This is a genomic window from Rhodococcus sp. NPDC127593 (assembly GCF_042671975.1).
Classification (GTDB): Bacteria; Actinomycetota; Actinomycetes; order Mycobacteriales; family Mycobacteriaceae; genus Rhodococcus_F.
On record NZ_JBHXWI010000003.1, the window covers coordinates 124290 to 144135 of the forward strand.

Annotated in this window: 22 protein-coding genes, 1 tRNA gene and 1 other RNA gene; 16 read left to right on the forward strand and 8 right to left on the reverse strand. The window is 67.7% G+C overall.

All coding sequences use genetic code 11. From position 1 onward, the window contains the following. The first annotated feature begins 41 nt into the window (after nt 1–41). Nucleotides 42–1388 (forward strand): ammonium transporter, encoded by a 1347-nt coding sequence (locus tag ACFVJ3_RS03460; RefSeq protein WP_378450726.1) that lies wholly within the window; start codon nt 42–44, stop codon nt 1386–1388. 6 nt (nt 1389–1394) lie between these two features. Here the strand turns inward: ACFVJ3_RS03460 and ACFVJ3_RS03465 are convergent, their stop codons facing one another. Both ACFVJ3_RS03465 and fes read right to left on the reverse strand, forming a co-directional pair. Continuing rightward, nucleotides 1395–1988, reverse strand: a complete 594-nt coding sequence (locus tag ACFVJ3_RS03465; protein ID WP_378450727.1) for an HhH-GPD-type base excision DNA repair protein — start codon at nt 1986–1988, stop codon at nt 1395–1397. Between the two features lie 86 nt (nt 1989–2074). Then, nucleotides 2075–3298, reverse strand: coding sequence for an enterochelin esterase (gene fes, locus ACFVJ3_RS03470; RefSeq protein WP_378450728.1), 1224 nt, complete (start codon nt 3296–3298; stop codon nt 2075–2077). A gap of 73 nt (nt 3299–3371) precedes the next feature. Between fes and fepB the strand changes: the two genes are divergently transcribed. Together fepB and ACFVJ3_RS03480 are read left to right on the forward strand one after the other, a co-directional pair. Beyond that, nucleotides 3372–4382 carry a Fe2+-enterobactin ABC transporter substrate-binding protein gene (gene fepB, locus ACFVJ3_RS03475; protein ID WP_378450729.1) on the forward strand — a complete coding sequence of 337 codons (1011 nt, stop codon included), beginning with the start codon at nt 3372–3374 and terminating at the stop codon, nt 4380–4382. Nucleotides 4383–4468: 86 nt separating this feature from the next. Then, nucleotides 4469–5305, forward strand: a complete 837-nt coding sequence (locus tag ACFVJ3_RS03480) for a DUF1206 domain-containing protein (RefSeq protein ID WP_378450730.1) — start codon at nt 4469–4471, stop codon at nt 5303–5305. A gap of 51 nt (nt 5306–5356) precedes the next feature. Here the strand turns inward: ACFVJ3_RS03480 and ACFVJ3_RS03485 are convergent, their stop codons facing one another. Together ACFVJ3_RS03485 and ffs are read right to left on the reverse strand one after the other, a co-directional pair. After that, nucleotides 5357–6655 (reverse strand): aminotransferase class I/II-fold pyridoxal phosphate-dependent enzyme, encoded by a 1299-nt coding sequence (locus ACFVJ3_RS03485; RefSeq protein ID WP_378450731.1) that lies wholly within the window; start codon nt 6653–6655, stop codon nt 5357–5359. A 43-nt stretch (nt 6656–6698) separates the two neighbouring features. Next, nucleotides 6699–6793: signal recognition particle sRNA small type (ffs, locus tag ACFVJ3_RS03490), an RNA gene on the reverse strand. 124 nt (nt 6794–6917) lie between these two features. On the opposite strand from ffs, the gene ACFVJ3_RS03495 reads away from it, so the two are divergent. From ACFVJ3_RS03495 to ACFVJ3_RS03510, 4 genes are all read left to right on the forward strand, one after another. Beyond that, nucleotides 6918–7412 (forward strand): DUF3558 family protein, encoded by a 495-nt coding sequence (locus ACFVJ3_RS03495; RefSeq protein WP_378450732.1) that lies wholly within the window; start codon nt 6918–6920, stop codon nt 7410–7412. A gap of 59 nt (nt 7413–7471) precedes the next feature. Then, nucleotides 7472–7559 (forward strand) — tRNA-Ser (locus ACFVJ3_RS03500). Nucleotides 7560–7748: 189 nt separating this feature from the next. Next, on the forward strand, nt 7749–8708 hold the full coding sequence (locus ACFVJ3_RS03505) for an alpha/beta hydrolase (RefSeq protein WP_378450733.1): 960 nt from the start codon (nt 7749–7751) through the stop codon (nt 8706–8708). An 84-nt stretch (nt 8709–8792) separates the two neighbouring features. Beyond that, the gene (locus ACFVJ3_RS03510; RefSeq protein ID WP_378450734.1) at nt 8793–9476 is read left to right on the forward strand and encodes a YoaK family protein; all 684 of its coding nucleotides are present in this window, start codon (nt 8793–8795) and stop codon (nt 9474–9476) included. On the opposite strand, the gene ACFVJ3_RS03515 is transcribed toward ACFVJ3_RS03510, so the two are convergent. Next, nucleotides 9451–9966 (reverse strand): hypothetical protein, encoded by a 516-nt coding sequence (locus tag ACFVJ3_RS03515; RefSeq protein WP_378450735.1) that lies wholly within the window; start codon nt 9964–9966, stop codon nt 9451–9453. The two genes, ACFVJ3_RS03510 and ACFVJ3_RS03515, sit on opposite strands and share 26 nt — an antisense overlap. Before the next feature lie 154 nt (nt 9967–10120). Here ACFVJ3_RS03515 and ACFVJ3_RS03520 point away from each other — a divergent pair, with 154 nt between their 5' ends. From ACFVJ3_RS03520 to ACFVJ3_RS03530, 3 genes are read left to right on the forward strand one after another with little or no spacing between them, the layout of a single operon-like run. Further along, complete coding sequence (locus ACFVJ3_RS03520; protein WP_378450736.1) at nt 10121–10930, forward strand: helix-turn-helix domain-containing protein; 810 nt, start codon at nt 10121–10123, stop codon at nt 10928–10930. Next, nucleotides 10927–11487, forward strand: a complete 561-nt coding sequence (locus tag ACFVJ3_RS03525; protein ID WP_378450737.1) for a TIGR03086 family metal-binding protein — start codon at nt 10927–10929, stop codon at nt 11485–11487. The genes ACFVJ3_RS03520 and ACFVJ3_RS03525 overlap by 4 nt, the downstream gene beginning before the upstream one ends. Nucleotides 11488–11525: 38 nt before the next feature. Beyond that, nucleotides 11526–13064, forward strand: coding sequence for a metallophosphoesterase (locus tag ACFVJ3_RS03530; RefSeq protein ID WP_378450738.1), 1539 nt, complete (start codon nt 11526–11528; stop codon nt 13062–13064). Here ACFVJ3_RS03530 and ACFVJ3_RS03535 read toward each other — a convergent pair. Further along, nucleotides 13048–13635 (reverse strand): TetR/AcrR family transcriptional regulator, encoded by a 588-nt coding sequence (locus ACFVJ3_RS03535; RefSeq protein ID WP_378450739.1) that lies wholly within the window; start codon nt 13633–13635, stop codon nt 13048–13050. The genes ACFVJ3_RS03530 and ACFVJ3_RS03535 overlap by 17 nt on opposite strands. A 53-nt stretch (nt 13636–13688) precedes the next feature. On the opposite strand from ACFVJ3_RS03535, the gene ACFVJ3_RS03540 reads away from it, so the two are divergent. Continuing rightward, nucleotides 13689–14357: a lysophospholipid acyltransferase family protein gene (locus ACFVJ3_RS03540; protein ID WP_378450870.1), complete on the forward strand. Its 669-nt coding sequence runs from the start codon at nt 13689–13691 to the stop codon at nt 14355–14357. On the opposite strand, the gene ACFVJ3_RS03545 is transcribed toward ACFVJ3_RS03540, so the two are convergent. Continuing rightward, entirely contained in the window at nt 14341–14922 is a 582-nt protein-coding gene (locus tag ACFVJ3_RS03545; protein WP_378450740.1) for a TetR/AcrR family transcriptional regulator, read from the reverse strand. The genes ACFVJ3_RS03540 and ACFVJ3_RS03545 overlap by 17 nt on opposite strands. Nucleotides 14923–15005: 83 nt before the next feature. On the opposite strand from ACFVJ3_RS03545, the gene ACFVJ3_RS03550 reads away from it, so the two are divergent. The 3 genes from ACFVJ3_RS03550 to gluQRS all read left to right on the forward strand — a co-directional run bounded on the left by ACFVJ3_RS03550 (nt 15006) and on the right by gluQRS (nt 17243). Next, nucleotides 15006–15584: a dihydrofolate reductase family protein gene (locus ACFVJ3_RS03550; protein WP_378450741.1), complete on the forward strand. Its 579-nt coding sequence runs from the start codon at nt 15006–15008 to the stop codon at nt 15582–15584. 79 nt (nt 15585–15663) lie between these two features. Next, nucleotides 15664–16275: a TetR/AcrR family transcriptional regulator gene (locus ACFVJ3_RS03555; protein WP_378450742.1), complete on the forward strand. Its 612-nt coding sequence runs from the start codon at nt 15664–15666 to the stop codon at nt 16273–16275. An 11-nt stretch (nt 16276–16286) separates the two neighbouring features. Beyond that, nucleotides 16287–17243: a tRNA glutamyl-Q(34) synthetase GluQRS gene (gluQRS, locus tag ACFVJ3_RS03560; protein WP_378450743.1), complete on the forward strand. Its 957-nt coding sequence runs from the start codon at nt 16287–16289 to the stop codon at nt 17241–17243. Here the strand turns inward: gluQRS and ACFVJ3_RS03565 are convergent. Further along, on the reverse strand, nt 17212–17760 hold the full coding sequence (locus ACFVJ3_RS03565; protein ID WP_378450871.1) for a DUF4190 domain-containing protein: 549 nt from the start codon (nt 17758–17760) through the stop codon (nt 17212–17214). The genes gluQRS and ACFVJ3_RS03565 overlap by 32 nt on opposite strands. A gap of 207 nt (nt 17761–17967) precedes the next feature. Between ACFVJ3_RS03565 and ACFVJ3_RS03570 the strand changes: the two genes are divergently transcribed. After that, nucleotides 17968–18972 carry a hypothetical protein gene (locus ACFVJ3_RS03570; protein ID WP_378450744.1) on the forward strand — a complete coding sequence of 335 codons (1005 nt, stop codon included), beginning with the start codon at nt 17968–17970 and terminating at the stop codon, nt 18970–18972. A gap of 158 nt (nt 18973–19130) precedes the next feature. Then, nucleotides 19131–19766: an RDD family protein gene (locus ACFVJ3_RS03575; protein ID WP_378450745.1), complete on the forward strand. Its 636-nt coding sequence runs from the start codon at nt 19131–19133 to the stop codon at nt 19764–19766. Nucleotides 19767–19846: the final 80 nt, after the last annotated feature.

The following is a 19846-nucleotide window of genomic DNA, read 5'->3' on the forward strand; positions in this document are numbered from 1 at the left end:
TTTCCGCGCCGGGTTTCGTCCCGGTGTGTGAGGAGAATGTCGTGCCTGCAATCGACGCCGGAGCAACCGCCTGGCTTCTGATCAGTACCGCGCTGGTCCTTCTGATGACGCCGGGGCTCGCCCTGTTCTACGGCGGAATGGTCCGTTCCACCGGCGTACTGAACATGATCATGATGAGCTTCGTGTCGATCGCGCTCGTCACGGTCGCGTGGCTGGTGGCCGGCTATTCCCTCATCTTCGGCGACGACATCGGCGGCGGACTGATCGGCGGGCTGGAGCACCTGGGGATGGTGGGCATCGACCCCACCACCGTCCACGGGCAGGTCCCCGAGATCCTGTTCGCGACGTTCCAGCTGACGTTCGCGATCATCACCGCCGCACTGATCAGCGGTGCGATCGCCGATCGGGCCAAGTTCTCGGCCTGGATGATCTTCGTTCCCGTCTGGGCCCTCGTCGTCTACGCACCCGTCGCGCACTGGGTGTGGAACCCGCAGGGCTGGATCGCGCAGTTCGGCGCCCTCGACTACGCGGGCGGACTGGTCGTCGAGATCGTGTCCGGCGCGTCGGGCCTGGCGTTGGCGCTGGTCCTGGGTCCGCGCCTCGGTTTCCGGTCCGAGTCGATGCGCCCCCACAACCTGCCGCTGGTGCTGCTGGGCGTCGGCCTGCTCTGGTTCGGCTGGTTCGGTTTCAACGCCGGCTCCGCGCTCGCCGCCGACGGCACCGCCGCCGCGATCTTCCTGAACACTCTCGTCGCCGGGTGCACCGGTCTGCTCGGCTGGCTCCTCGTCGAGCAGAAGCGGGACGGCCACCCCACCACGTTCGGTGCGGCGTCCGGCGTCGTCGCGGGCCTGGTCGCGATCACCCCGTCCTGCGGCACCGTGAGCATGGTCGGGGCGCTCGTCGTCGGTGCGGTGGCCGGTGTGGTCTGCTCGTTCGCCGTCGGCTGGAAGTTCCGTCTCGGGTACGACGACTCGCTCGACGTCGTGGGAGTCCACCTGATGGGCGGCATCGTGGGCACCATCCTGATCGGCCTGCTGGCCACCGAGGTCATGACCGGCGGGCCGGAAGGCCTCTTCTACGGGGGCGGGTTCGCGCAACTCGGCAAGCAGATGCTGGCCGTCGTGGTCGTCGCCCTGTACGCGTTCGGCGTGACGTACGCGCTGGGCAAACTGATCGACCGGATCTTCGGGTTCCGGGTGAGCGCGGAGGACGAGTCGTCCGGCATCGACCTCGCGTTGCACGCCGAATCGGCGTACGAGCACGGTGTGCTCGGGCACGGACCCCACGGCGGCGGCCAGGGAAACAGCGTCTTCCCGTGGATGCACGAGGCCGAACGCCGGCGGCACCTGGACGCCGAACGGAACCAGAACCCGCCCGATTCCGAGTAGCCGCGGCTACTTCTTCTTCGCTGCCGCAGCCTTCTTCGCCTCGGCCTTCGCGGCCTTCTTGAACTCGCGGACCTCGTGAAGGCTCTTGTCGTCCACGACGTCCGCGATCGAACGCCGGGACCCCTCGGTGCCGTAGTCGCCTGCGGCCTCACGCCAGCCCTTCGGCTCCACACCGATCTGCTTGCCTAGCAGCGCCAGGAAGATGCGGGCCTTCTGGTCGCCGTAGCCCGGCAGCGCCTTCAGCCGCTTCAAGACCTCTCTGCCGTCGGGGTCGCCGCTGGTCCACAACGCCTCGACGCTGCCGTCGTAGTTCTCGACGAGGAATCCGCACAGCGACTGGATGCGAGTGGCCATCGATCCGGGAAACCGGTGGACCGCCGGTGTCTGCGAGCAGACGGCCGCGAACCCTTCCGGATCCATCTCCGCGATGCGGTGCACCTCGAGGCCGCCGAGCCGGTCGTCCAGCTTCTTCGGACCCGCGAACGCCGTCTCCATCGGAACCTGCTGATCGAGCAACATCCCGATGAGCAACGCCAGCGGGTCACTCGCCAGGAGTGCGTCGGCGTCCGGATCCCCTACCAGATTCAGCGTGCGTGCCATGGTTCGATCCTGCCATCCCACGATCGGGCCGGTGCGCCCTTCACCTCGACGCGCGGTTTATTCACAGAGTTATCCACATCACTGCATTACTGCCGGGTAGGGCCGAGCATCGCCGCCATTCCGCCGAGGAGACCGTCGCGCCAGTGCAGGACGTCGTGGCCTCCGCAGAACTCGCGATACCGCACGTCGTGGCCGGTCCCGGTCAACAGGTCGCGCACCTCGCGGTTGGGTTCGGCGAGCATCCATTCGAGTGTCCCGACCTCCACGCTGAATCGGCTGTTCGACGGTGACGTGCTGCGCACGCGGTCCTGGAACGGGATGCCCTCTCCCGAGCCTGGCCACCAGAACGATCCGGAGAGGCTGACGGCACACCCGAACACCTGCGGGCACGTCAGCGCGAGGTAGCAGGCGGTCAGTCCGCCCAGGCTGCAGCCGGCTGCGATCGTCGACGCCGGGTCGTCGGTGACGTCCCATTTCCTCCGTAACCAGGGAAGCAGTTCGCCGGCGAGACCGGCAGCGAATGCGGGATTGCAGCCGAGCTCCTCGGATCGCAGTTCGGGTCCGACACTGTCGACCATCACGACGAGCGGAACCCGGTGCCCGGCATGTCCGAGCGCGTCGACGGCACCCGTGATCGGCAGGTCGACCGCCCATGTCCGGCCGTCCAGCAACACCACGACCGGTCGATTCCGAGCAGTGAGCCCGGGCGGTTCGTAGACCCACACCGACCGTCGCGTGCCCGACAGCGTGAACGTCGTCTCGTGGAGCGCGCCGCCGCCGGGCCGGTCCGTCCACCAGCGCTGCGCGGGCGCCGCCGGCATCACCGCCTCGGAGCTGTCGCCGGTGTGCGCCACCCGCGTCGGGTGTGGGTTGAACGGGTCGGACTGCGCGTCGGCGAGCACACTCCGCCACCACTGGCAGCCCGGGACGTCGCCGGGAACCGTCAATGGTTCCGCGCGGGGGATGAATCGGTAAGCGCCCCGCCACTTCTCGGGGACCTCGACCGAGAGGGACCAGAGGTCGGTGCCGGGTAGCCGCGACAGCGCGGCACGTTCCAGGCGGGAGCGGTCGGTGATTCCGTTGGCGTCGAGGTAGACGTGCCGCGTGCGCGACGTGCGCTCGTCGCCTTCCGGATCGCGCCAGCAGAACGTCGCGACCACGCAGCCGGGGTCTGCCCCGTCCGGTTCGATCACGGGACTGCCCGCGGCGGCGAGACGGTCCCAGAACGCGGGGACGTCGTCGCGCGTCAGGTCGTCGATCGACCGTGCGCGCACGACGCGACGCTCGGGTCCCGGCACTCGTTGCAGCATCCACTTCCCCATTCGAATGTAGGTAACGCTAGCCTAAATTAGTTTCCTTACCCGTGCGAAAGAGAGCCTTACCGTGAAACTTCGTCGCTCACTGGCAGCCGTCGCTGTCCTCGCCGTCGGGATCGGCGCTGCCGCGTGCTCGTCCGATCCCGATTCCGACGCCGCGACCACCGACACCACCGCCGCGTCCGACCAGAGCTGGCCACGCACCGTCACCGACGAGACCGGCAGCGTCACCATCGAACAGAAGCCCGAGCGGATCGTGTCCACCAGCGTCACCCTCACCGGCTCGCTGCTCGCCCTCGACGCCCCGCTGATCGGCACCGGCGCGCAGCGACCGAGCGACGTGACCGACGAGAACGGTCTGTTCACGCAGTGGGCCGACATCGCCGCCGAGCGCGACGTCGAGACGCTGTACCAGGGGGAACCCAACGTCGAGAAGATCACCGCCGCCGATCCGGACCTCATCTTCGTGTCCTCCACCGGCGGCGACTCGGCACTCGACCGGGTGGACACGTTGAAGCAGATCGCACCCGTCGTGGTGCTGCGGTACGACGACAAGTCGTGGCAGGACCTCAGCGGACAGATCGCCGCGGCCATCGGGGCCGAGGAGCAGGCGGGCGCCCTCGTCGCGAAGTTCGACCAGCAGCTCGACGACGCCAAGTCGGCGCTGGGCGACAAGGGCGCTGCGGCGAACCCCGTGAATGTGCTCGCGTACAACTCGCCGGAGGAGTCGCGGATCTTCACCGCCGAATCGGCGCAGGGCATCCTGCTGGAACGCCTCGGATTCTCGCTCGCCGAGCTGCCCGCCGACCTCACCGCCTCCGACAAGGGCATCATGGCCGGCCGCAAGGACGTCGTGCCGGCCGGGCAGGAGAACCTGCCGCGAGCGGTGCCCGGCAACACCACGTTCATCGTGATCGGTGAAGCAGCGGACGCCGAGAGGTTCCTGGCGGATCCGACGTTGCGGGAGACGCCGTCCGTGGAGAAGAAGCAGGTGATCGGGCTCGGGAAGGACAGCTTCCGCCTCGACTACTACAGCGCGTCCAACCTGATCGACCGGGTCACGAACGCAGTGCGATAGCGCTCACCCCGTGTCGGCGCGGCCCATCCCGGGTACCTCTAGGTCAAGGGACTCCGGTCCGTTCGCACGACCCCGAAGGACACCCGATGGCCCAGAACGAAACGAATCGAGCCAGCGGGATGAGCCGCGCCGTGGACAAGGCAACCGACAGCACCACTTTCGAACGGATCGCGCGCGCGGGCCACGTGATGAGCGGTTTCGTCCACCTGCTGATCGCGTACATCATCGTTCAGCTGGCGTTCGGCACCGGCGGCAACGCCGATCAGTCCGGGGCCCTCGGCGCGCTGGCCGCCAAACCCGGTGGCCGGCTCGTGCTGTGGGTGGCGATGGTCGCGTTCATCGCCATGGCGCTGTGGCGGCTCGCCGAAACAGTTCTCGGACCCCACGCCACCGAGAATTCCGAAGCCGACGGCGACGACACGTCCCTGCTGGACCGCGCGAAGGCGTTCGGCCTGGCCGTCGTCTACTTCGCGTTCGCCTTCTCGGCCTACCAATTCGCGAGTGGCGGCGGGAAATCGAGCGGCCAGCAGAACGCCGGACTGAGTGCACGCCTCATGGAGTCCGGGGCAGGCAAGACTCTCCTCGTGGTGGTGGGCCTCGTCGCCATCGCGATCGGCGGGTACCACATCTACAAGGGGGCGGCGAAGAACTTCCTGGACGATCTGAAGGGCACCCCGTCGAGGCTCGTCGAGCCCCTGGGAGTGGTCGGCTACGTAGCCAAAGGCCTCGTCATCGCGGGTGCGGGAGTGCTGGTGATCGTGGCGGTCCTGAACTCCGACCCGTCCAAGGCCACCGGCATCGACGGCGCGGTGAAGACCCTGGGCTCGGCGCCGTTCGGACAGTTCCTCCTGGTCCTCGCCGCACTGGGCATCGCCGCGTACGGGCTGTACAGCTTCGTGATGGCGCGGTACGCCAGGATGTAGAGACACGTCCGGCCGCTCACCCGGCGAGGGTGAGCGGCCGGACGTCGTCTACTAGGACTTCGGCAGGTCCAGGCGTGATTCGGTGGCCGCGAGCAGCACGCACGTCGCGACACCGTTCATCGACTTGTCCAGATCCTCCGTCGAGGGGAAGCTCGGCGCGAGCCGAATGTTCTTGTCCTCGGGGTCGACGCCGTACGGGAACGCCGAACCGGCGGCGGTGAGCGCGATCCCCGCGTCCTTCGCCAGAGCGATGACGCGCTTCGCAGTGCCCTCGACGACGTCCAGACTGATGAAGTACCCGCCCTTCGGCTCCGTCCACGACGCAACCTTCGACGCGCCGAGACGATCCTCGAGGATCTTCAGGACGAGCGCGAACTTCGGCGCCAGGATCTCGCGGTGCTTCTCCATGTGGGCGCGCACGCCCTCGGCGTCACCGAAGAACCGCAGGTGACGCAGCTGGTTCAGCTTGTCGGGACCGATGCTCTTCTTACCGAGGTACTTCTGGTACCAGGCGAGGTTCGCGGTCGAGGAACCGAAGAAGCTGACGCCCGCACCGGCGAACGTGATCTTCGACGTCGACGCGAACACGAGCGGCCGGTTCGGGTTACCCGCTTCCGCGGCCATCCCGAGGACGTCCAGCGACGGCGCCGTCTCGCCGACCAGCGGGTGGACGGCGTAGGCGTTGTCCCAGAACAGCCGGAAGTCGGGGGCGGCGGTCGGCATCGACGCCAACGCCCGCGTGACCTCTTCCGAGTACACCGCGCCCGTGGGGTTGGAGTAGTTGGGAACGGCCCACAAACCCTTGATCTGCGGATCGTTCGCCACCAGCTCGGAGATGACGCCGACGTCGGGGCCGTCCGGGCGCATCGGGATCGGGATCATCTCGATGCCGTAGGTCTCGGTGATCCCGAAGTGGCGGTCGTAACCGGGTACGGGGCACAGGAACTTGACCTTCTCCTCCTGCGACCACGGGCGCGGGGAGTCGGGGGTGCCGTGCAGCAGGGCGAACACGACGTTGTCGTGCATGATCTCGAGGCTGGCGTTGTTGCCGGCGAGCAGGTTCTCGACGGGGATGCCGAGCAGTTCACCGAAGATGGCGCGCAGCTCGGGTAGACCGGTGAGCCCGCCGTAGTTGCGGGTGTCGGTGCCGTTGCCGTCGCGGAAGTCGCCGTCACCGGGCAGTGTCAGCAGCGCCGCCGACAGATCCAGCTGCTCGGGCGAGGGCTTGCCGCGAGTGAGGTCGAGCGTGAGCTTCTCCGTCTTCAGCTGCGCGTAACTCGCAGTCTGGCGCTCGTGCTCCGAAAGTAGTTCCTCATGGCTCATCAACCCGATCTGGGTCTGGTTGGTCATCAGGAGCGGCCTCTCACCGACATCGTGGGTCGGGTATGCGAAAGATAGGGGACCCCGCGCACCCGGCAGAGCCCGTTGACCCTTGCTGCCTTCCGGCCCTGGGGGAGTTCACAGGATGCGCGCCGCGCGGGATCCACCACAGAGTGTAGACGGCCCCGAGCCGTGGTCGGGATCCACCCCGGCCCGGGCCCGACGCCGCACCTCTGACCTCGGCCAGTGCTACCGTCGCCCCGCATTCGGCCACCGTCGGCAAAGGATCGGGATGAAACTCAGAAGGACAGCACATGCGGTGACGCTCGCCGCCGTCGTGGCAGCACTGTCGGCGTGCGGCGGAGGCAGCGACGACGCAGCCACGTCGGACGCGGTGAGCTGGGACGCGGCCGAGCCGTGCACGCTCGCGGACGATGCGACGCTCGCACCGCTTCTCACGGCAGGTGCGGGCGAGGGCACTGCCACCGACAGTCCCGAACGTCGCGCCTGCACGTGGGGCAAGCCCGAGGCACTGAACACCGTGACGATCACCACTACGAGCGCGCCGGAACCGGTCGACCCGCTGCGCACGATCGACGTCGGCGGATTCGAGGCACGGGCGCTCGCCGAGAGCAAGTACCAGTGCATCCTCGAGGTCACCACCGATTCGGGCACCCTGTCGATCGAGACGAAATTCGGTCTCGACGCCACCGCGAACCCGGACACGTCCTGCGACCGGTCCGTCCCCCTCACCGAGCATGCCCTCACCCAGCTGAAGTGGGCCTAGAACGGGCGGCTACCTGGTCGTTTAACGGTGAGCCGCCGTCGTTGGGTATGCTCCTCCACGGAGGATTCGCCTAGTGGCCTATGGCGCTCGCCTGGAACGCGGGTTGGGTTAACGCCCTCAGGGGTTCAAATCCCCTATCCTCCGCCACAGGAACCCCTGTGAACTGCTGAGAAGCGGTTCACAGGGGTTCCTTTTTTGGTCCTCAGAGCGACCACCGACCGGCTGCCGGAGCCGAAAGTCCTGGCCACAGCGGGCGCAACCCGTTATCTTCCTGTTATCGTCTGCGGTGCAGCGTTCGCTGTGCTGTGTGTCGATTCGAGATAAAAGGACATTCGTATGGCGATTCGTCGCACCCGCGCACTGATCGTGGGCTTGGTCGCAGTGTTGGCATCGGGCCTCGTGTCCGTATTGGCCGGAACCGGCGTCGCCCACGCCGACTCGGCCCTGATCTCGGTGTATTCACCGTCGATGGGCAAGGACATTCCCGTCAAGGTGCTCAAGGCCGCGGGCGGCGGCCCCGCGCCGACCCTGTACCTGCTCGACGGTCTGCGAGCACCGGACGACAACAACGGCTGGCTGATCGAGACCGACGTGGAGAGTTTCTTCGCCGGCAAGCACGTCAACGTGGTCATCCCGTTCGGCGGCGGCGGCACCTTCTACTCCGACTGGCAGCGCGACGACCCGAAGCTCGGCCGTGTCAAGTGGGAGACGTTCCTGACCAATGAGCTGCCCCCGGTGATGGCTTCCCAGTTCGGCAGCGACGGGGTGAACAACGCGGTCGCGGGTCTGTCGATGAGCGGCACCTCCGCGTTGAACCTGGCCACTCACCGCCCGGACTTCTACAAGGCGGTCGCGTCGTACAGCGGTTACCCGACGGCCAGTTCGCCCGGCTTCGCGCAGGGCATCCAGGTGTCCGTCGCCCAGATGGGTGGCAACGCGCTGAACATGTGGGGCTTCTGGCCGTCGGGTGCGTGGCTTCGCAACGACCCGCTGCTCAACGTCGGCGCGCTGCGCGGCAAGTCCGTCTACATCTCGTCGGGCGCAGGCTCGACGGCCAGCGATCCGACCGTCGACCCGGACAGCGCCTCGTTCGACCCGGTGAAGTTCTCGCAGACGGTCCCCCTCGAGACCGCCTCCGGTCTGAGCAGCAAGGTTTTCGTGCCCGCGGCGCAGCGCGCAGGCGCCAAGCTGCAGACCCACATCACCGATGACGGTCTCCACACGTGGAACTACTGGCAGGACCGCTTGCACGAGTCCTGGGCCAACACGCTGGCGCCCGCCCTCGGGACCTCCTGAGCCAGGCGTTCGGATCGCCTGACCTACGCCCCAGTGGCCCCCGATCTCCGGATCGGGGGCCACTGTCGTCGGCTGCGGTGTTTGATGTGTGGTGTGCCGATCGACGACAGCAGGCAGATGCTCGCGCTGGCGGTGGCGCTGTCCACGCTGGCCGGCTACGTCGACGCGCTGGGGTTCATCACGCTCGGCGGGTTCTTCGTCGCGTTCATGAGCGGCAATCTCACCCGGTTCAGTGTCGGGTTCGCGGACGCCGCGTGGGCGCACGCGGCGACGGCTGCCGCGGTGATCGGCATGTTCGTCCTCGGCTGTGCCCTGGGAGCCGTGGTCGTGCACCTGTCCGATCGTCGGCACCTGCCCGTCCGGACGACGGTGCTCGCGGTCGTGTCGGGACTGCTGATCGTCGGCGCGGTGGCCGCGACCGTCGGCGCGAGCACCGTGGCCGTCGGCGCGATGCTGCTCGCGATGGGCGCCGAGAACTCCTTCTTCCAGCGCGACGGCGAGGTCACCATCGGTCTCACCTACATGACGGGCGCCCTCGTGAAGATGGGACATCGGCTGGCCGGGGCACTGTTCGGCGGGCCGCGGTGGGCGTGGCTACGACATTTCGCGTTGTGGGCCGGTCTGGTGGTGGGAGCGGTGGCGGGCGCTCTCGCGCACCATTGGATCGGGCTGGACGCCCTGTGGTTCGCTGCCGTGCTGTCGACAGCGCTGACCGTCACCGTCCATCTGAGGATCGACCGCGCTACTCGCCGCCCGCAGTTGTCGTGACCGGGTTGCCGGCGGAGTCGAGGGTCCACCACACGCTGCCGACCGCCTGCCCGTATGCGTCCCCGGGTTCGTTGTCGTCCTTGTAGCGGTACACGGGGCGACCGTTCACGGTGAGCTGATGGGTGCCGTCCGCCGCCGGGATGGTGTCGATGACGACTTCCTGCAACCCCTGGACCGTCGGGTTCTCGGTGACGGACGTGACCGGCGGCCACGACTGCAGGCACGTGTCCCGGCACGAACTGGCGCCGGAGCCGACCTCATCCTTGTCGTACACGTAGACCGTCATGCCACCGTCGTCGACCATTACCTCGCCGAGCGTCGTCGGTCCCATCTTCAGGATCGGTGTTCCGGGCGCGGCGGGCGGGGACGTCGGCGTCGCCGACACCGGGGCGTTGCCGCCCGTGTCGCCGGAATCGGTGCTGTCGTAGGCGCAACTCGAGAAGGTCAGGCTGACGGCGGCGATCGCTGCCAGCGCCCATGTTCGTCTCATGGAGTCCTCGTTCTCTGTGACGGCGAAGTGGCGGGCCTTCAGGGAACCTCTGCGGACCCGTGCATACAGTTCACCTCGAGTTGCGTGCCGGTGCGGGCACTTCGGGCGATTGACCGGCCCGCACGTGTCGGTATCCGTGATTAGGCTCCTGTGCATGGGCTGGTACACGCCGACCTCACCGTCGCCCGACCTCACCGACACCCTGGTGTGCGGGTGGTCCGCGCGCATTCAGGGCGAGCATCTGCTGGTGCCGGACGCGTGCATGGACCTCCTGTGGATCCGGGGTGTGGGAATCCGCGTGTGCGGTCCCGAAACCACGGCGTGGTCGTTCACGCTGCCGCCGGGCACCGAATCCGTCGGCGTCCGTTTCCGTCCCGGCGCCGCCTCGCATCTGCTGCGGACGTCGGCGGCCGAGGTTCGCAACATCCGCGTCGGACTCGGGGACGTGCTCGGGTCCGCGTGGGAACGGACACTGACCGACCGGCTCGACAACGCGCCCGGTTACGCGGAACGAATCGCCTTGTTCGAGAACGCCGTGCGCGCGTGGCGGAACCGCGGACCGGAGGCCGACCCGCTGATCGGCACCGTCCGGCAGGCTCTCGCCCGGCACTCGTGGAACGTGGGCGCGCTCGCCGACGCCGCCTCCGTCACGGAGCGGCAACTGCAGCGGCGATGCAACGACGCGTTCGGATACGGGCCCGCGACCCTCCGCGGAATCCTGCGGCTGCAACGGTTCATGGCGCTGGCGCAGTCGGGGACGCGGACCGGACTCGCCGAACTCGCCGCCACCGTCGGCTACAGCGACCAGGCGCACCTGTCGCGGGAATGCCGGCGGATCTCCTCGCTCACCCCGTCCGACCTCCTCGCCAGTGAGGCCCCCGACTGGCACGGGACGGAATCCGTCGTCGATGTCGGAAATGTTCAAGCCCTCGGGCCCCGGACGGGGGAAGAATCGGCAGCATGACCTCGACAACCGAAACCCCCGCAGCCCACTACCGCGACCTCGCCGCGAAGTTCACGAAGCGAGTCGAATCCGTGCCCGCCGAACGCTGGGACGACGCGTCCCCGTGTGACGGCTGGACGGCCCGCGACGTCGTGCGGCACGTGATCGACACGCAGCGCTACATCGTCACCGTCGTCGATCTGGAACTGCCGGAGCCGCCGTCCGTCGACGAAGACCCGGTTGCCGCGTGGGCGGCCACGCGCGACGGCATGCAGGAGATCCTGAACGACCCGGCTCTCGTGAGTCGCGAGTACGACGGGCACTTCGGCCGCACCGACCTCGGCAAGACCATCGACAGCTTCTACTGCTTCGACCTGGTGGTCCACGGCTGGGACCTCGCCCGGGCCACCGGCCTCGACGAGACCATCCCCGCCGATGACCTCACCTGGGTGAGTGGGGTGGCGGAGCAGCTGGGCGAAAGCATCCGGACGGCCGGGGTGTGCGGCCCCGCCGTAAACGTCCCCGCGGACGCCGACGAGCAGACCAGGGTCCTGGCCTTCCTCGGCCGCAAGGCCTGACCCGAGCGCCTGCCCGGTCGCGCTTGTAACCTCGGGTCATGAGCGTGCCGGGCAGGATTGCCGCGCTGACGGCGGTGTCACTCGCCGCGGTGCTGCTCGGCGGTGACGTGGTCGCGGTGGCCGATCCCGAACCCCGGGGCGCGTCCGGGCTGCCGGCGCGTGGCCTCGTCACCTCGGCGCCCCTCACATCCGCGGTCATGTTCGCCGGGACCACCGGCGAGGCCGCTCCCTCACAGCGGGTTCCGGGTGAGGAGTCGGACGGGATGTCGGCCACGAGCCACCGCTTCGACGAGTACCCGTACATGCGGTACGAGGTCCGGTTCGGCCCGGAGTCCGCAGGCACGGACGTGACCTGGCACGGGCGTTCGGTGAATCTCGACGACCTCGCGATGCACGTGTGGGACGACGAGAAGGAGAGCTGGGGTGAGCCGGTCGCGACGGCGCAACCGTCCGATCCGGGCGCTCCGGTCACTCTGACCACCCGGATCGAGGGCGAGGACTCCGCGCAGATCCTCGTCATCGACGGTCCGCGACGGGACCGGAGTTTCCGCGAGGCCAACGCGACAGCCGATCAGCAGTTCGCCGACCCGAACGCGTACGACTTCGCGCTGCAGCACATCACCGACACCCAGTACGTGTCGCGGGACCGGCCGCAGGTGTACTTCGACATGACCCGCTGGACCGCCGAGAACGCCGCCGAACGCAAGATCGCGTATTCCATGCACACCGGCGACCTCGTCCAGAGTTGGATTCGTCCGGGAGCACCCGAGTCCCGCGCCCGGCCCGAGTTCGAGGTCGCGGACAAGGCGATGGCGACGCTCGAAGAGGCCGGCATTCCCTACGGCGTCCTGCCCGGCAACCACGACAACCTGTGGAACGTCGGCGGACGGCTCATTCCCGGCGAGCACGAGAAGAACCACGCCCTCTACAACGAGTTCTTCGGGCCGTGGCGGTACCGCGACCAGCCGTACTGGGGCGAATCCGTCACGGACACGGACAATTCGGCGCACTACGACCTGCTCGACATCGCCGGCGCGAAGTTCCTGATGCTCTACATCGGCTACAACCCGCCCGAGCACGTGCTGCAGTGGGCGGAGGACGTGCTCGCCGACCACCCGGACCGCAATGTGGTGATCGGCAGCCACTACTACCTGGACGAGGACGGCTCGCTGCGGATGAGCGGATTCGGCGACATCGGTAGCAGTGCGGGACAGCAGATCTGGAACCGGCTCGTCGTTCCCTTCGACACGGTGTTCCTTGTCCTCGCGGGACACGTCGACGGGCAGACGACGGTCGCCGATCGGAAGGTGGGCGACACGGACCGGAAGGTCGTGGAGTTGCTCGCCGACTACCAGTACTTCACGGTGGACAGCCGCCGGGAGACCGGGTTCCAGCGACTCCTGCAGTTCGATCTCGACGGCGGAACGCTCGCCGTCACGACGCACTCTCCCACGCTGGACAGCTTCCGGGTGGAGGACTTCGATCCGCAGCGTCGCTACCAGCCCGGTGACGGGGACTTCGTCACCGATGTGGAGCTGCGGGCCGACCTCCCGCGCGCCGTCATGCCCACGCCCTGAGATGTAGGTCGATCAGCTGCGCGACGAAACTTTCCACGTCGAAGTCGCCGACGATCACGTCGATGCTGCGGGTGACGCGGAGGGTCGCCACCCCGTGCAGCTGGGTCCACAGGTTCAACGCGACCAGATGCGGGTCCGCGGCGCCTGCGTCCGCGACGAGTGCGACGACCGTCTCGAACAGGGGTTTCGAGTGTTGCCGCAGGTCCTCTCCCGACCCCTCGAGCAGGTCGTGCCGGAACATCAATTCGAACAAGGTGCGGTGGGTGTCGGCGAAGGAGAGGTACTGCCGTGCCGTCCGCCGCACGCGTGCGCGGGGATCGGCCTCGGACGCGATCGCCGACCGGAGTTCATCGGACAGCGCGGCGAATCCCGATGCGGCGATCGCGGCGAGCAGCGCCTTGTGGGTGGGAAAATACCGTCGCGGCGCGCCGTGCGAGACACCCGCGTGCCGGGCGACGGCGCGCAGCCCGACGGCGTCGATGCCGCCCTCGTCCAGCAATTCGCGGCCGCAGTCGATCAGCCGCACGCGCAGGGGTTGTGCTTCTCCACTCATGTAGACAGTGTCTATCATTGCGGTAGTAGACAATGTCTACTCCACTTTGGCGCCCGAGTCAGGAGTTCACCGTGTGGTACTGGATCTTCAAGTACGTGCTGATCGGACCGGTGCTGCGGATCTTCGGGCGGCCCACGATCGACGGCACGCACCACATTCCGGCGTCGGGCCCGGTGATCCTGGCGAGCAACCACCTCACCGTCGTCGACTCGTTCTTCCTCGTCCTGATGGTGCGCAGGCGCATCACGTTCGTGGCCAAGAGCGAGTACTTCACCGAGGGCGGCGCGAAGGGCCGGGCAAAACGCTGGTTCTTCACCGCGGCCGGCCAGGTGCCGATCGACCGGTCCGGGGCCTCCGCGGCGGAATCCGCGCTGAACACCGCGAAAAAGATCCTGGGCGACGGCAAGGTCTGGGGAATCTACCCCGAGGGCACCCGGTCGCCCGACGGCCGACTCCACAAGGGCAAGACCGGAATCGCCCGGGTCGCGCTCGCAACGGGCGCCCCGGTCGTGCCCGTCGCCATGCACGGCACCCGGCAGGTCAACCCCGTCGGATCGCGGATGTGGCGGTTCGGCAAGGTGACGGTGACCGTCGGCGAACCGCTCGACTTCTCCCGATTCTCCGAGCTACGCGACAACCGGCACGTCGTCCGGGCCGCGACGGACGAGCTGATGCACGCCCTCATGACACTGTCGGGCCAGGAGTACGTGGACGACTACGCGCTCAGGCGTCCGGCGTAGCGACGGCACGCGTCACGAGATCGGCGACGAGCCGCTCCGTGTCGACCCCCTCGAGCACGCCGGGCAGCGTCAGGTGCTCGACGATGAGCGCGTTCATCGCTAGGTAGAGCATCAGCACGGTGCTGCGATCACCGGGCAGTCCCGAGTCGAGGTGAAACCCGATGTCGCGCTCCAGATTCTCGGAGATCGTGCGCGTCAGCGTGGTCCGCAACTCGGGCCGCCGGACCGCTTCGAGTCGCAATTCCTGCAGCGCGAGATAGCCGGTGCGGTCGCGGGTGATCCTGCCGAACAGCCCCTGCATGTACTCGATCGCGAGCTCGAGATTCTGCGGCTTGCGACCGCTTTCCGCGATGACCGAGGGGTCGGGGCCCATCCGCTCGTGAATCTGCTTGCCGACCTGGTCGAACAGGTCGTCGCGGCTGGCGAAGTAGTTGGACGCCGTCCCCTTGGGGACGCTCGCCTCGATGTCGACTGCGCGGAAGGTGAGGCCGCGCGCACCCTCTCGCGCGAGCACTTCGATCGCGGCGTTCACGAGCGCCGCACGTCGTTCCGGATTCTGCGCCATCGACACTCCTCGACAAAAGGACTTGCAACCACTGCAGTCATAGTACTACAAATGGAGTAGTTACCGACCACGGGAGGACTCACATGCGAAAGCTCGTCTACTACGTCGCCGCCACCATCGACGGATTCATCGCCGGCGCCGACGGCACGGACCCCACCGGCACCATCTTCGAGATCGACGGCGACCACATGCCCGTGATGATCGCCGAGTACCCCGAGACGGTTCCCACCCACATGCGGGCACCGCTGGGAATCGATGCCCCGAACAAGCATTTCGACACACTGCTCATGGGCCGCGCCAGTTACCAGCCCGGCCTCGACCTGGGCGTGACCAGCCCGTACGCACACCTGCGGCAGTACGTCTTCTCGACCACCATCACCGACTCGCCCGACCCGGACGTCGAGATCGTCTCGGGCGATCCGATCGAGAAGGTGCGCGAACTCAAGCGGGAGGACGGCAAGGACATCTGGCTGTGCGGCGGCGGCAAGCTCGCCGCCGCAGTGCAGCCCGAGATCGACGAGCTCCGGATCAAGCTCAATCCCGTGGCGATCGGCACCGGCATTCCGCTGTTCGACGGCGAATTCGGCCCCCAGCGGTTCCGGCTGGCCGCGAGCCGCGCCTTCGAGAGCGGGATGATTTTCCTGACGTACGTCCGCCGATAACCGAAGTCACACCCGCCACTCGAGGCAACACGGGCGCCTGACGCGTGTATTGATTCAATACGTCAGTAATGTTCGAGGCATGCGCGAACGCCGATACTCGTCCACCAGCCCCGAACGCCTGGCCGCAGCCCTGTTCGACGTCGCGGCCGAGTCGGGTCTCGAGGGCGCCAGCGTGCGCGAGGTCGCCAAGAGGGCGGGTGTGTCCATCGGAGCCGTGCAGCACCACTTCTCCACGAAGGACGAGATGTTCGCGTTCGCCCTGCGAACCTTCGTCGACACACTGCTCGCCCGACTGTCGGAGGTCGAGCGCGGCGGGGATCCCGCCCGGGCCCTGTTCGGCGCGATGTCCCAGTTGCTGCCGCTCGACGAGGCGCGGTCGCGGGAGGCGCACGTCATGGCGGCATTCGCCGTCCGGGCCGCGACCTCCCCGTCGCTCGCCGAGATCCGGCGCAAGACCCTGTTCACCATCCGCACCGGACTGTCCGCCGTGCTCATCGGAATCGGCACCCCGGAGGCGGAAACCCGTGCGGCGCTTCTCCTCGCCACAGTCGACGGCCTCGCCCTCGATGCGATCGGCAGTCCGGCGCTGTACCCGCCCGCGTACCTCGAGCACGCCCTCGACATTCAGATCGGCATGATTCTGCAGGGCGCCGACGTCGTGCCGTCGTCGTCGATCGAACTGGCCAGCTGACCCCTCGGCCGATGTCACATCCCTCTCGTCGAAGTGAGCCGCTGTCACATCGGGTGGAGGGTGCGGGACGGTTCGCGCCCAGCCCGTCCGGCGACCTGCACCTCGGCAACCTGCGGACGGCCGTGCTGGCGTGGCTGTTCGCCCGGTCCACCGGCCGGCGGTTCCTCATGCGCGTCGAAGACCTCGACCGCGTCCGCGAGGGCGCCCGGGACCGGCAACTGGCCGACCTCGCGGAACTCGGCCTCGACTGGGACGGCGACGTCGTCTCGCAGTCGCACCGACTGCCGCGGTACGACGCGGCCATCGCCGAACTCCACGCCGCCGGCCTCACGTACGAGTGCTTCTGCACGAGAAGAGAAATCCTGAAAGCGGCGTCGGCGCCGCACGCACCGCAGGGTGCCTACCCGGGGACCTGCCGCAACCTGACGCCGGACGAACGCGCAGACCGGCTCGCAGGCGGACGACCACCCGCGCTGCGTCTGCGCTCCGGCGTCACCTCGTTCACCATCGACGACGTCCTGCACGGCAGCTATTCCGGCATGGTGGACGATCTCGTGCTGCGTCGCGGCGACGGAACACCCGCCTACAACCTCGCGGTGGTCGTCGACGACGCCGCCCAGGGAATCGATCAGGTGGTGCGCGGCGACGACCTGCTCTCGTCCGCGCCCCGCCAGGCCTACCTCGCCGGGCTGCTCGGGTTGACCGCCCCCACCTACGCGCACGTGGCCCTCGCACTCAACGAGGACGGCAAACGGCTCGCGAAACGCGACGGCGCCGTCACCCTCACCGACCAGAAAGCGTTGGGACGCACCCCGAGCGACGTCCTCGGGGTGCTGGCGACGTCACTCGGGCTCGCGGAACCGGGCGAGGTGGTCGATCTCGGGATACTCCTCGACCGGTTCGACCCGGCCCGCCTGCACCGCGAACCGTGGGTGGTCAGGCTCCCGACGCCGCCGCAATCACCATGATCACGAAGAACAGGATCCAGCCGACGACGTAGGCACCGCCGATGGCGATTCCGGCGATCGCGAGTCCTCGGCCCTCCTGCCCGGACTGCTTGATCTGGCCCAGCGCAATGATGCCGAGGATGATGCCGACGATGGAGCCGAGGCCGTAGAAGCATCCACCGACGATCGACGTGATCAGCGACGCGATCGCGAGACCGTTCGTCCCCAGCGGCCGCGGGTAGGGCGCGCCGTACGGGTTCGGTGCGCCGTACTGCGGGGCGGGACCGCCGTATTGGCCCGGAGCCCCGTACTGGTTGGGGGCGCTGTACTGATTCGGGGCGGCATACGGGTTGGGCGTCCCGTACTGCTGGTTCGGAGCCCCGTACTGGTCGCCGCCGTACTGATTCTGATTGGGCGAGGCATACGGATTCGGAGAAGTCCCGTACGCGCCCGGCGGCTGATAGTCGGGGTACTTCTCGGTGGGCGCCGAATAGGTGGGGTAACCGGATTCGTCGACCCCGTATCCGTCCCGCGGCAAGCCGGGAACCTCGCCGTAAGTGGGTGGTGTTTGCCCGTCGTACGGATTCGAATCGTCCGATCCCCCAGAATTAGTCACGATAACCAGCGTAAAGCATCAAAACCGCAGGAGAAGAAGCAGACCAAAGGGAGGCGAGTAAAGGATTGTCCACGTAGTGTTTATTCGCACTGTCACGCGCGAGCATTCAACTCTTGCTGAGGGGATCACATGACGACTGGTGGATACGACCCTAACGACAAACCTGAAGGTGGTGACCAGGGCGGATACCCCCCGCAGGGCAATCCTCCACCGCCGCCCGGTGGTTATCCGCCGCCCCCGGGGAATTACCCTCCGCCGCCGCAGGGACCGCCGCCCGGCGGATATCCGCCACCGCCGCCCGGCGGAAACTACCCGCCCCCGCCCGGCGGAAACTATCCACCGCCCCCCGGTAATTACCCGCCGCCGCAAGGACCCCCGCCCGGCGGAAATTACCCGCCGCCGCAGGGCAATTACCCGCCGCCGCCGCAGGGACCGCCGCCCGGCGGTTATCCGCCGCCCCCGCCGATGTCGGGTTACGGCACGCCCGGGCAGACGCCGGGGCAGTTCTCCGTGGGCGACGCGATCGGCTACGGCTGGAACAAGTTCAAGGACAACGCGCTCATCTGGATCGGAATTCTGCTGATCGCTGCCATCATCCAGGTGGTGCTGAACCTCGTCTTCGGCGGCTTCAGCACGTCGTCCGACATGAGCGCGGCCTTCTCGGTGTGGCGCATCGTCGGCACGATCGTCACCACCATCGTCGGCTACCTGATCAATGCGGCTCTCGTGCGGGGCGCACTGCACGAGGTGGACGGGAACAAGCCGGCCTTCGGGTCGTTCTTCCAGTTCACCAACGTCGGGGCGATCATCATCGCCAGCGTGATCATCGGTGTGGCCACCACCATCGGTTTCGTCCTGCTCATCATCCCGGGTCTCATCGTGATCTTCCTGACCTGGTGGACGCTGCAGTTCGTCATCGATCAGAACGAGGACGCGATCACCGGCATCAAGTCGAGCTTCCGCGTGATCTCGCAGAACGTCGGCCCGGTGCTGCTGCTGGCCCTCGCTCTCGTCGGCATCAACATCGTCGGTGCAATCCTCTGCGGCGTCGGACTTCTCGTCTCGATCCCGATCACGATCATCGCGTCGACCTACGCGTACCGCGTGCTCACCGGCCGTTACGTCGCGGCCTGACCGCTCGCTCCCACGGGTGGGCGTGCTTCCTGTCTTCGAGGACGGAAAGTACGCTCACCCGTTTTGCTACTCCCGTCACTCGAGTCACTCCCACCCCTTGCGTAAGGTGCTCAGGCGTCATCCGAGACATTCAGGACTCGAGATTCGAGGGGGAACACATGACTACCGGTGGATTCGATCCAGGCCAGGGACAACAGCCGTTCGGCAGGCAGCAGTACGGGCAACCGCACAACAACGGGGCGGAGCAGCAGCAGTACGGACAGCAGTTCGGGGCACCGCCGCAGTTCGATTCGGCGCAGCAGTTCGGCACCCAGCCGTTCGCGCAGCCGGACTTCGGGTTCGACCCGTCCCGCCCCGGTGAACTTCTTCCCCGCCTCGGCGCGCGGGTGATCGACGGCCTGATCGTCGGCATCCCGATGGCCGTGGTCAGCACCGTCCTCGCGCTGGTGCTGGGCAACTTCCTGGGCAGCGTCCTCGGCGCGATCCTCACCGCGGCCGCCGCCGTCGGCTACTTCGTCTTCCTCGAAACGACGAAGGGGCAGACCCTGGGCAAGCAGATTCTGGGCCTGCGCGTCGAGGGGCCGAACGGCGGACTCCCCACCCAGCAGCAGTCGCTGACCAGGAACGGCTTCTACGTCCTGTCCGCACTCGGCGGGTTTCCGCTCCTCGGGTTCCTGTTCGGACTGCTCGGTGTCGTCGCCGCGATCGTCATCGGGGTGACCATCAACGGCAGCCCCACCAAGCAGGGCAAGCACGACGAACTGGCCGGCGGCACGCGCGTCGTCCAGGGCTAGTCCCGGGCTAGTCCGAACCACGTCCTACCGTGCGGGTGAACGTACCTTTCGTCGCGTCAGATCGGACAAAAGGTACGTTC

Bases quoted from the DNA above. Each gene is read 5' to 3' on its own strand.
- ACFVJ3_RS03505 (WP_378450733.1), top strand. From the start codon at position 7,749: ATGGCGATTCGTCGCACCCGCGCACTGATCGTGGGCTTGGTCGCAGTG.
- ACFVJ3_RS03485 (WP_378450731.1), bottom strand. From the start codon at position 6,655: ATGACCAACCAGACCCAGATCGGGTTGATGAGCCATGAGGAACTACTT.
- ACFVJ3_RS03495 (WP_378450732.1), top strand. From the start codon at position 6,918: ATGAAACTCAGAAGGACAGCACATGCGGTGACGCTCGCCGCCGTCGTG.
- ACFVJ3_RS03555 (WP_378450742.1), top strand. From the start codon at position 15,664: ATGCGCGAACGCCGATACTCGTCCACCAGCCCCGAACGCCTGGCCGCA.
- ACFVJ3_RS03570 (WP_378450744.1), top strand. From the start codon at position 17,968: ATGACGACTGGTGGATACGACCCTAACGACAAACCTGAAGGTGGTGAC.
- ACFVJ3_RS03520 (WP_378450736.1), top strand. From the start codon at position 10,121: ATGGGCTGGTACACGCCGACCTCACCGTCGCCCGACCTCACCGACACC.
- ACFVJ3_RS03515 (WP_378450735.1), bottom strand. From the start codon at position 9,966: ATGAGACGAACATGGGCGCTGGCAGCGATCGCCGCCGTCAGCCTGACC.
- ACFVJ3_RS03465 (WP_378450727.1), bottom strand. From the start codon at position 1,988: ATGGCACGCACGCTGAATCTGGTAGGGGATCCGGACGCCGACGCACTC.
- ACFVJ3_RS03510 (WP_378450734.1), top strand. From the start codon at position 8,793: ATGTGTGGTGTGCCGATCGACGACAGCAGGCAGATGCTCGCGCTGGCG.
- ACFVJ3_RS03480 (WP_378450730.1), top strand. From the start codon at position 4,469: ATGGCCCAGAACGAAACGAATCGAGCCAGCGGGATGAGCCGCGCCGTG.
- fes (WP_378450728.1), bottom strand. From the start codon at position 3,298: ATGCTGCAACGAGTGCCGGGACCCGAGCGTCGCGTCGTGCGCGCACGG.
- ACFVJ3_RS03530 (WP_378450738.1), top strand. From the start codon at position 11,526: ATGAGCGTGCCGGGCAGGATTGCCGCGCTGACGGCGGTGTCACTCGCC.
- ACFVJ3_RS03545 (WP_378450740.1), bottom strand. From the start codon at position 14,922: ATGGCGCAGAATCCGGAACGACGTGCGGCGCTCGTGAACGCCGCGATC.
- gluQRS (WP_378450743.1), top strand. From the start codon at position 16,287: ATGTCACATCCCTCTCGTCGAAGTGAGCCGCTGTCACATCGGGTGGAG.
- ACFVJ3_RS03575 (WP_378450745.1), top strand. From the start codon at position 19,131: ATGACTACCGGTGGATTCGATCCAGGCCAGGGACAACAGCCGTTCGGC.
- ACFVJ3_RS03550 (WP_378450741.1), top strand. From the start codon at position 15,006: ATGCGAAAGCTCGTCTACTACGTCGCCGCCACCATCGACGGATTCATC.
- ACFVJ3_RS03535 (WP_378450739.1), bottom strand. From the start codon at position 13,635: ATGATAGACACTGTCTACATGAGTGGAGAAGCACAACCCCTGCGCGTG.
- ACFVJ3_RS03525 (WP_378450737.1), top strand. From the start codon at position 10,927: ATGACCTCGACAACCGAAACCCCCGCAGCCCACTACCGCGACCTCGCC.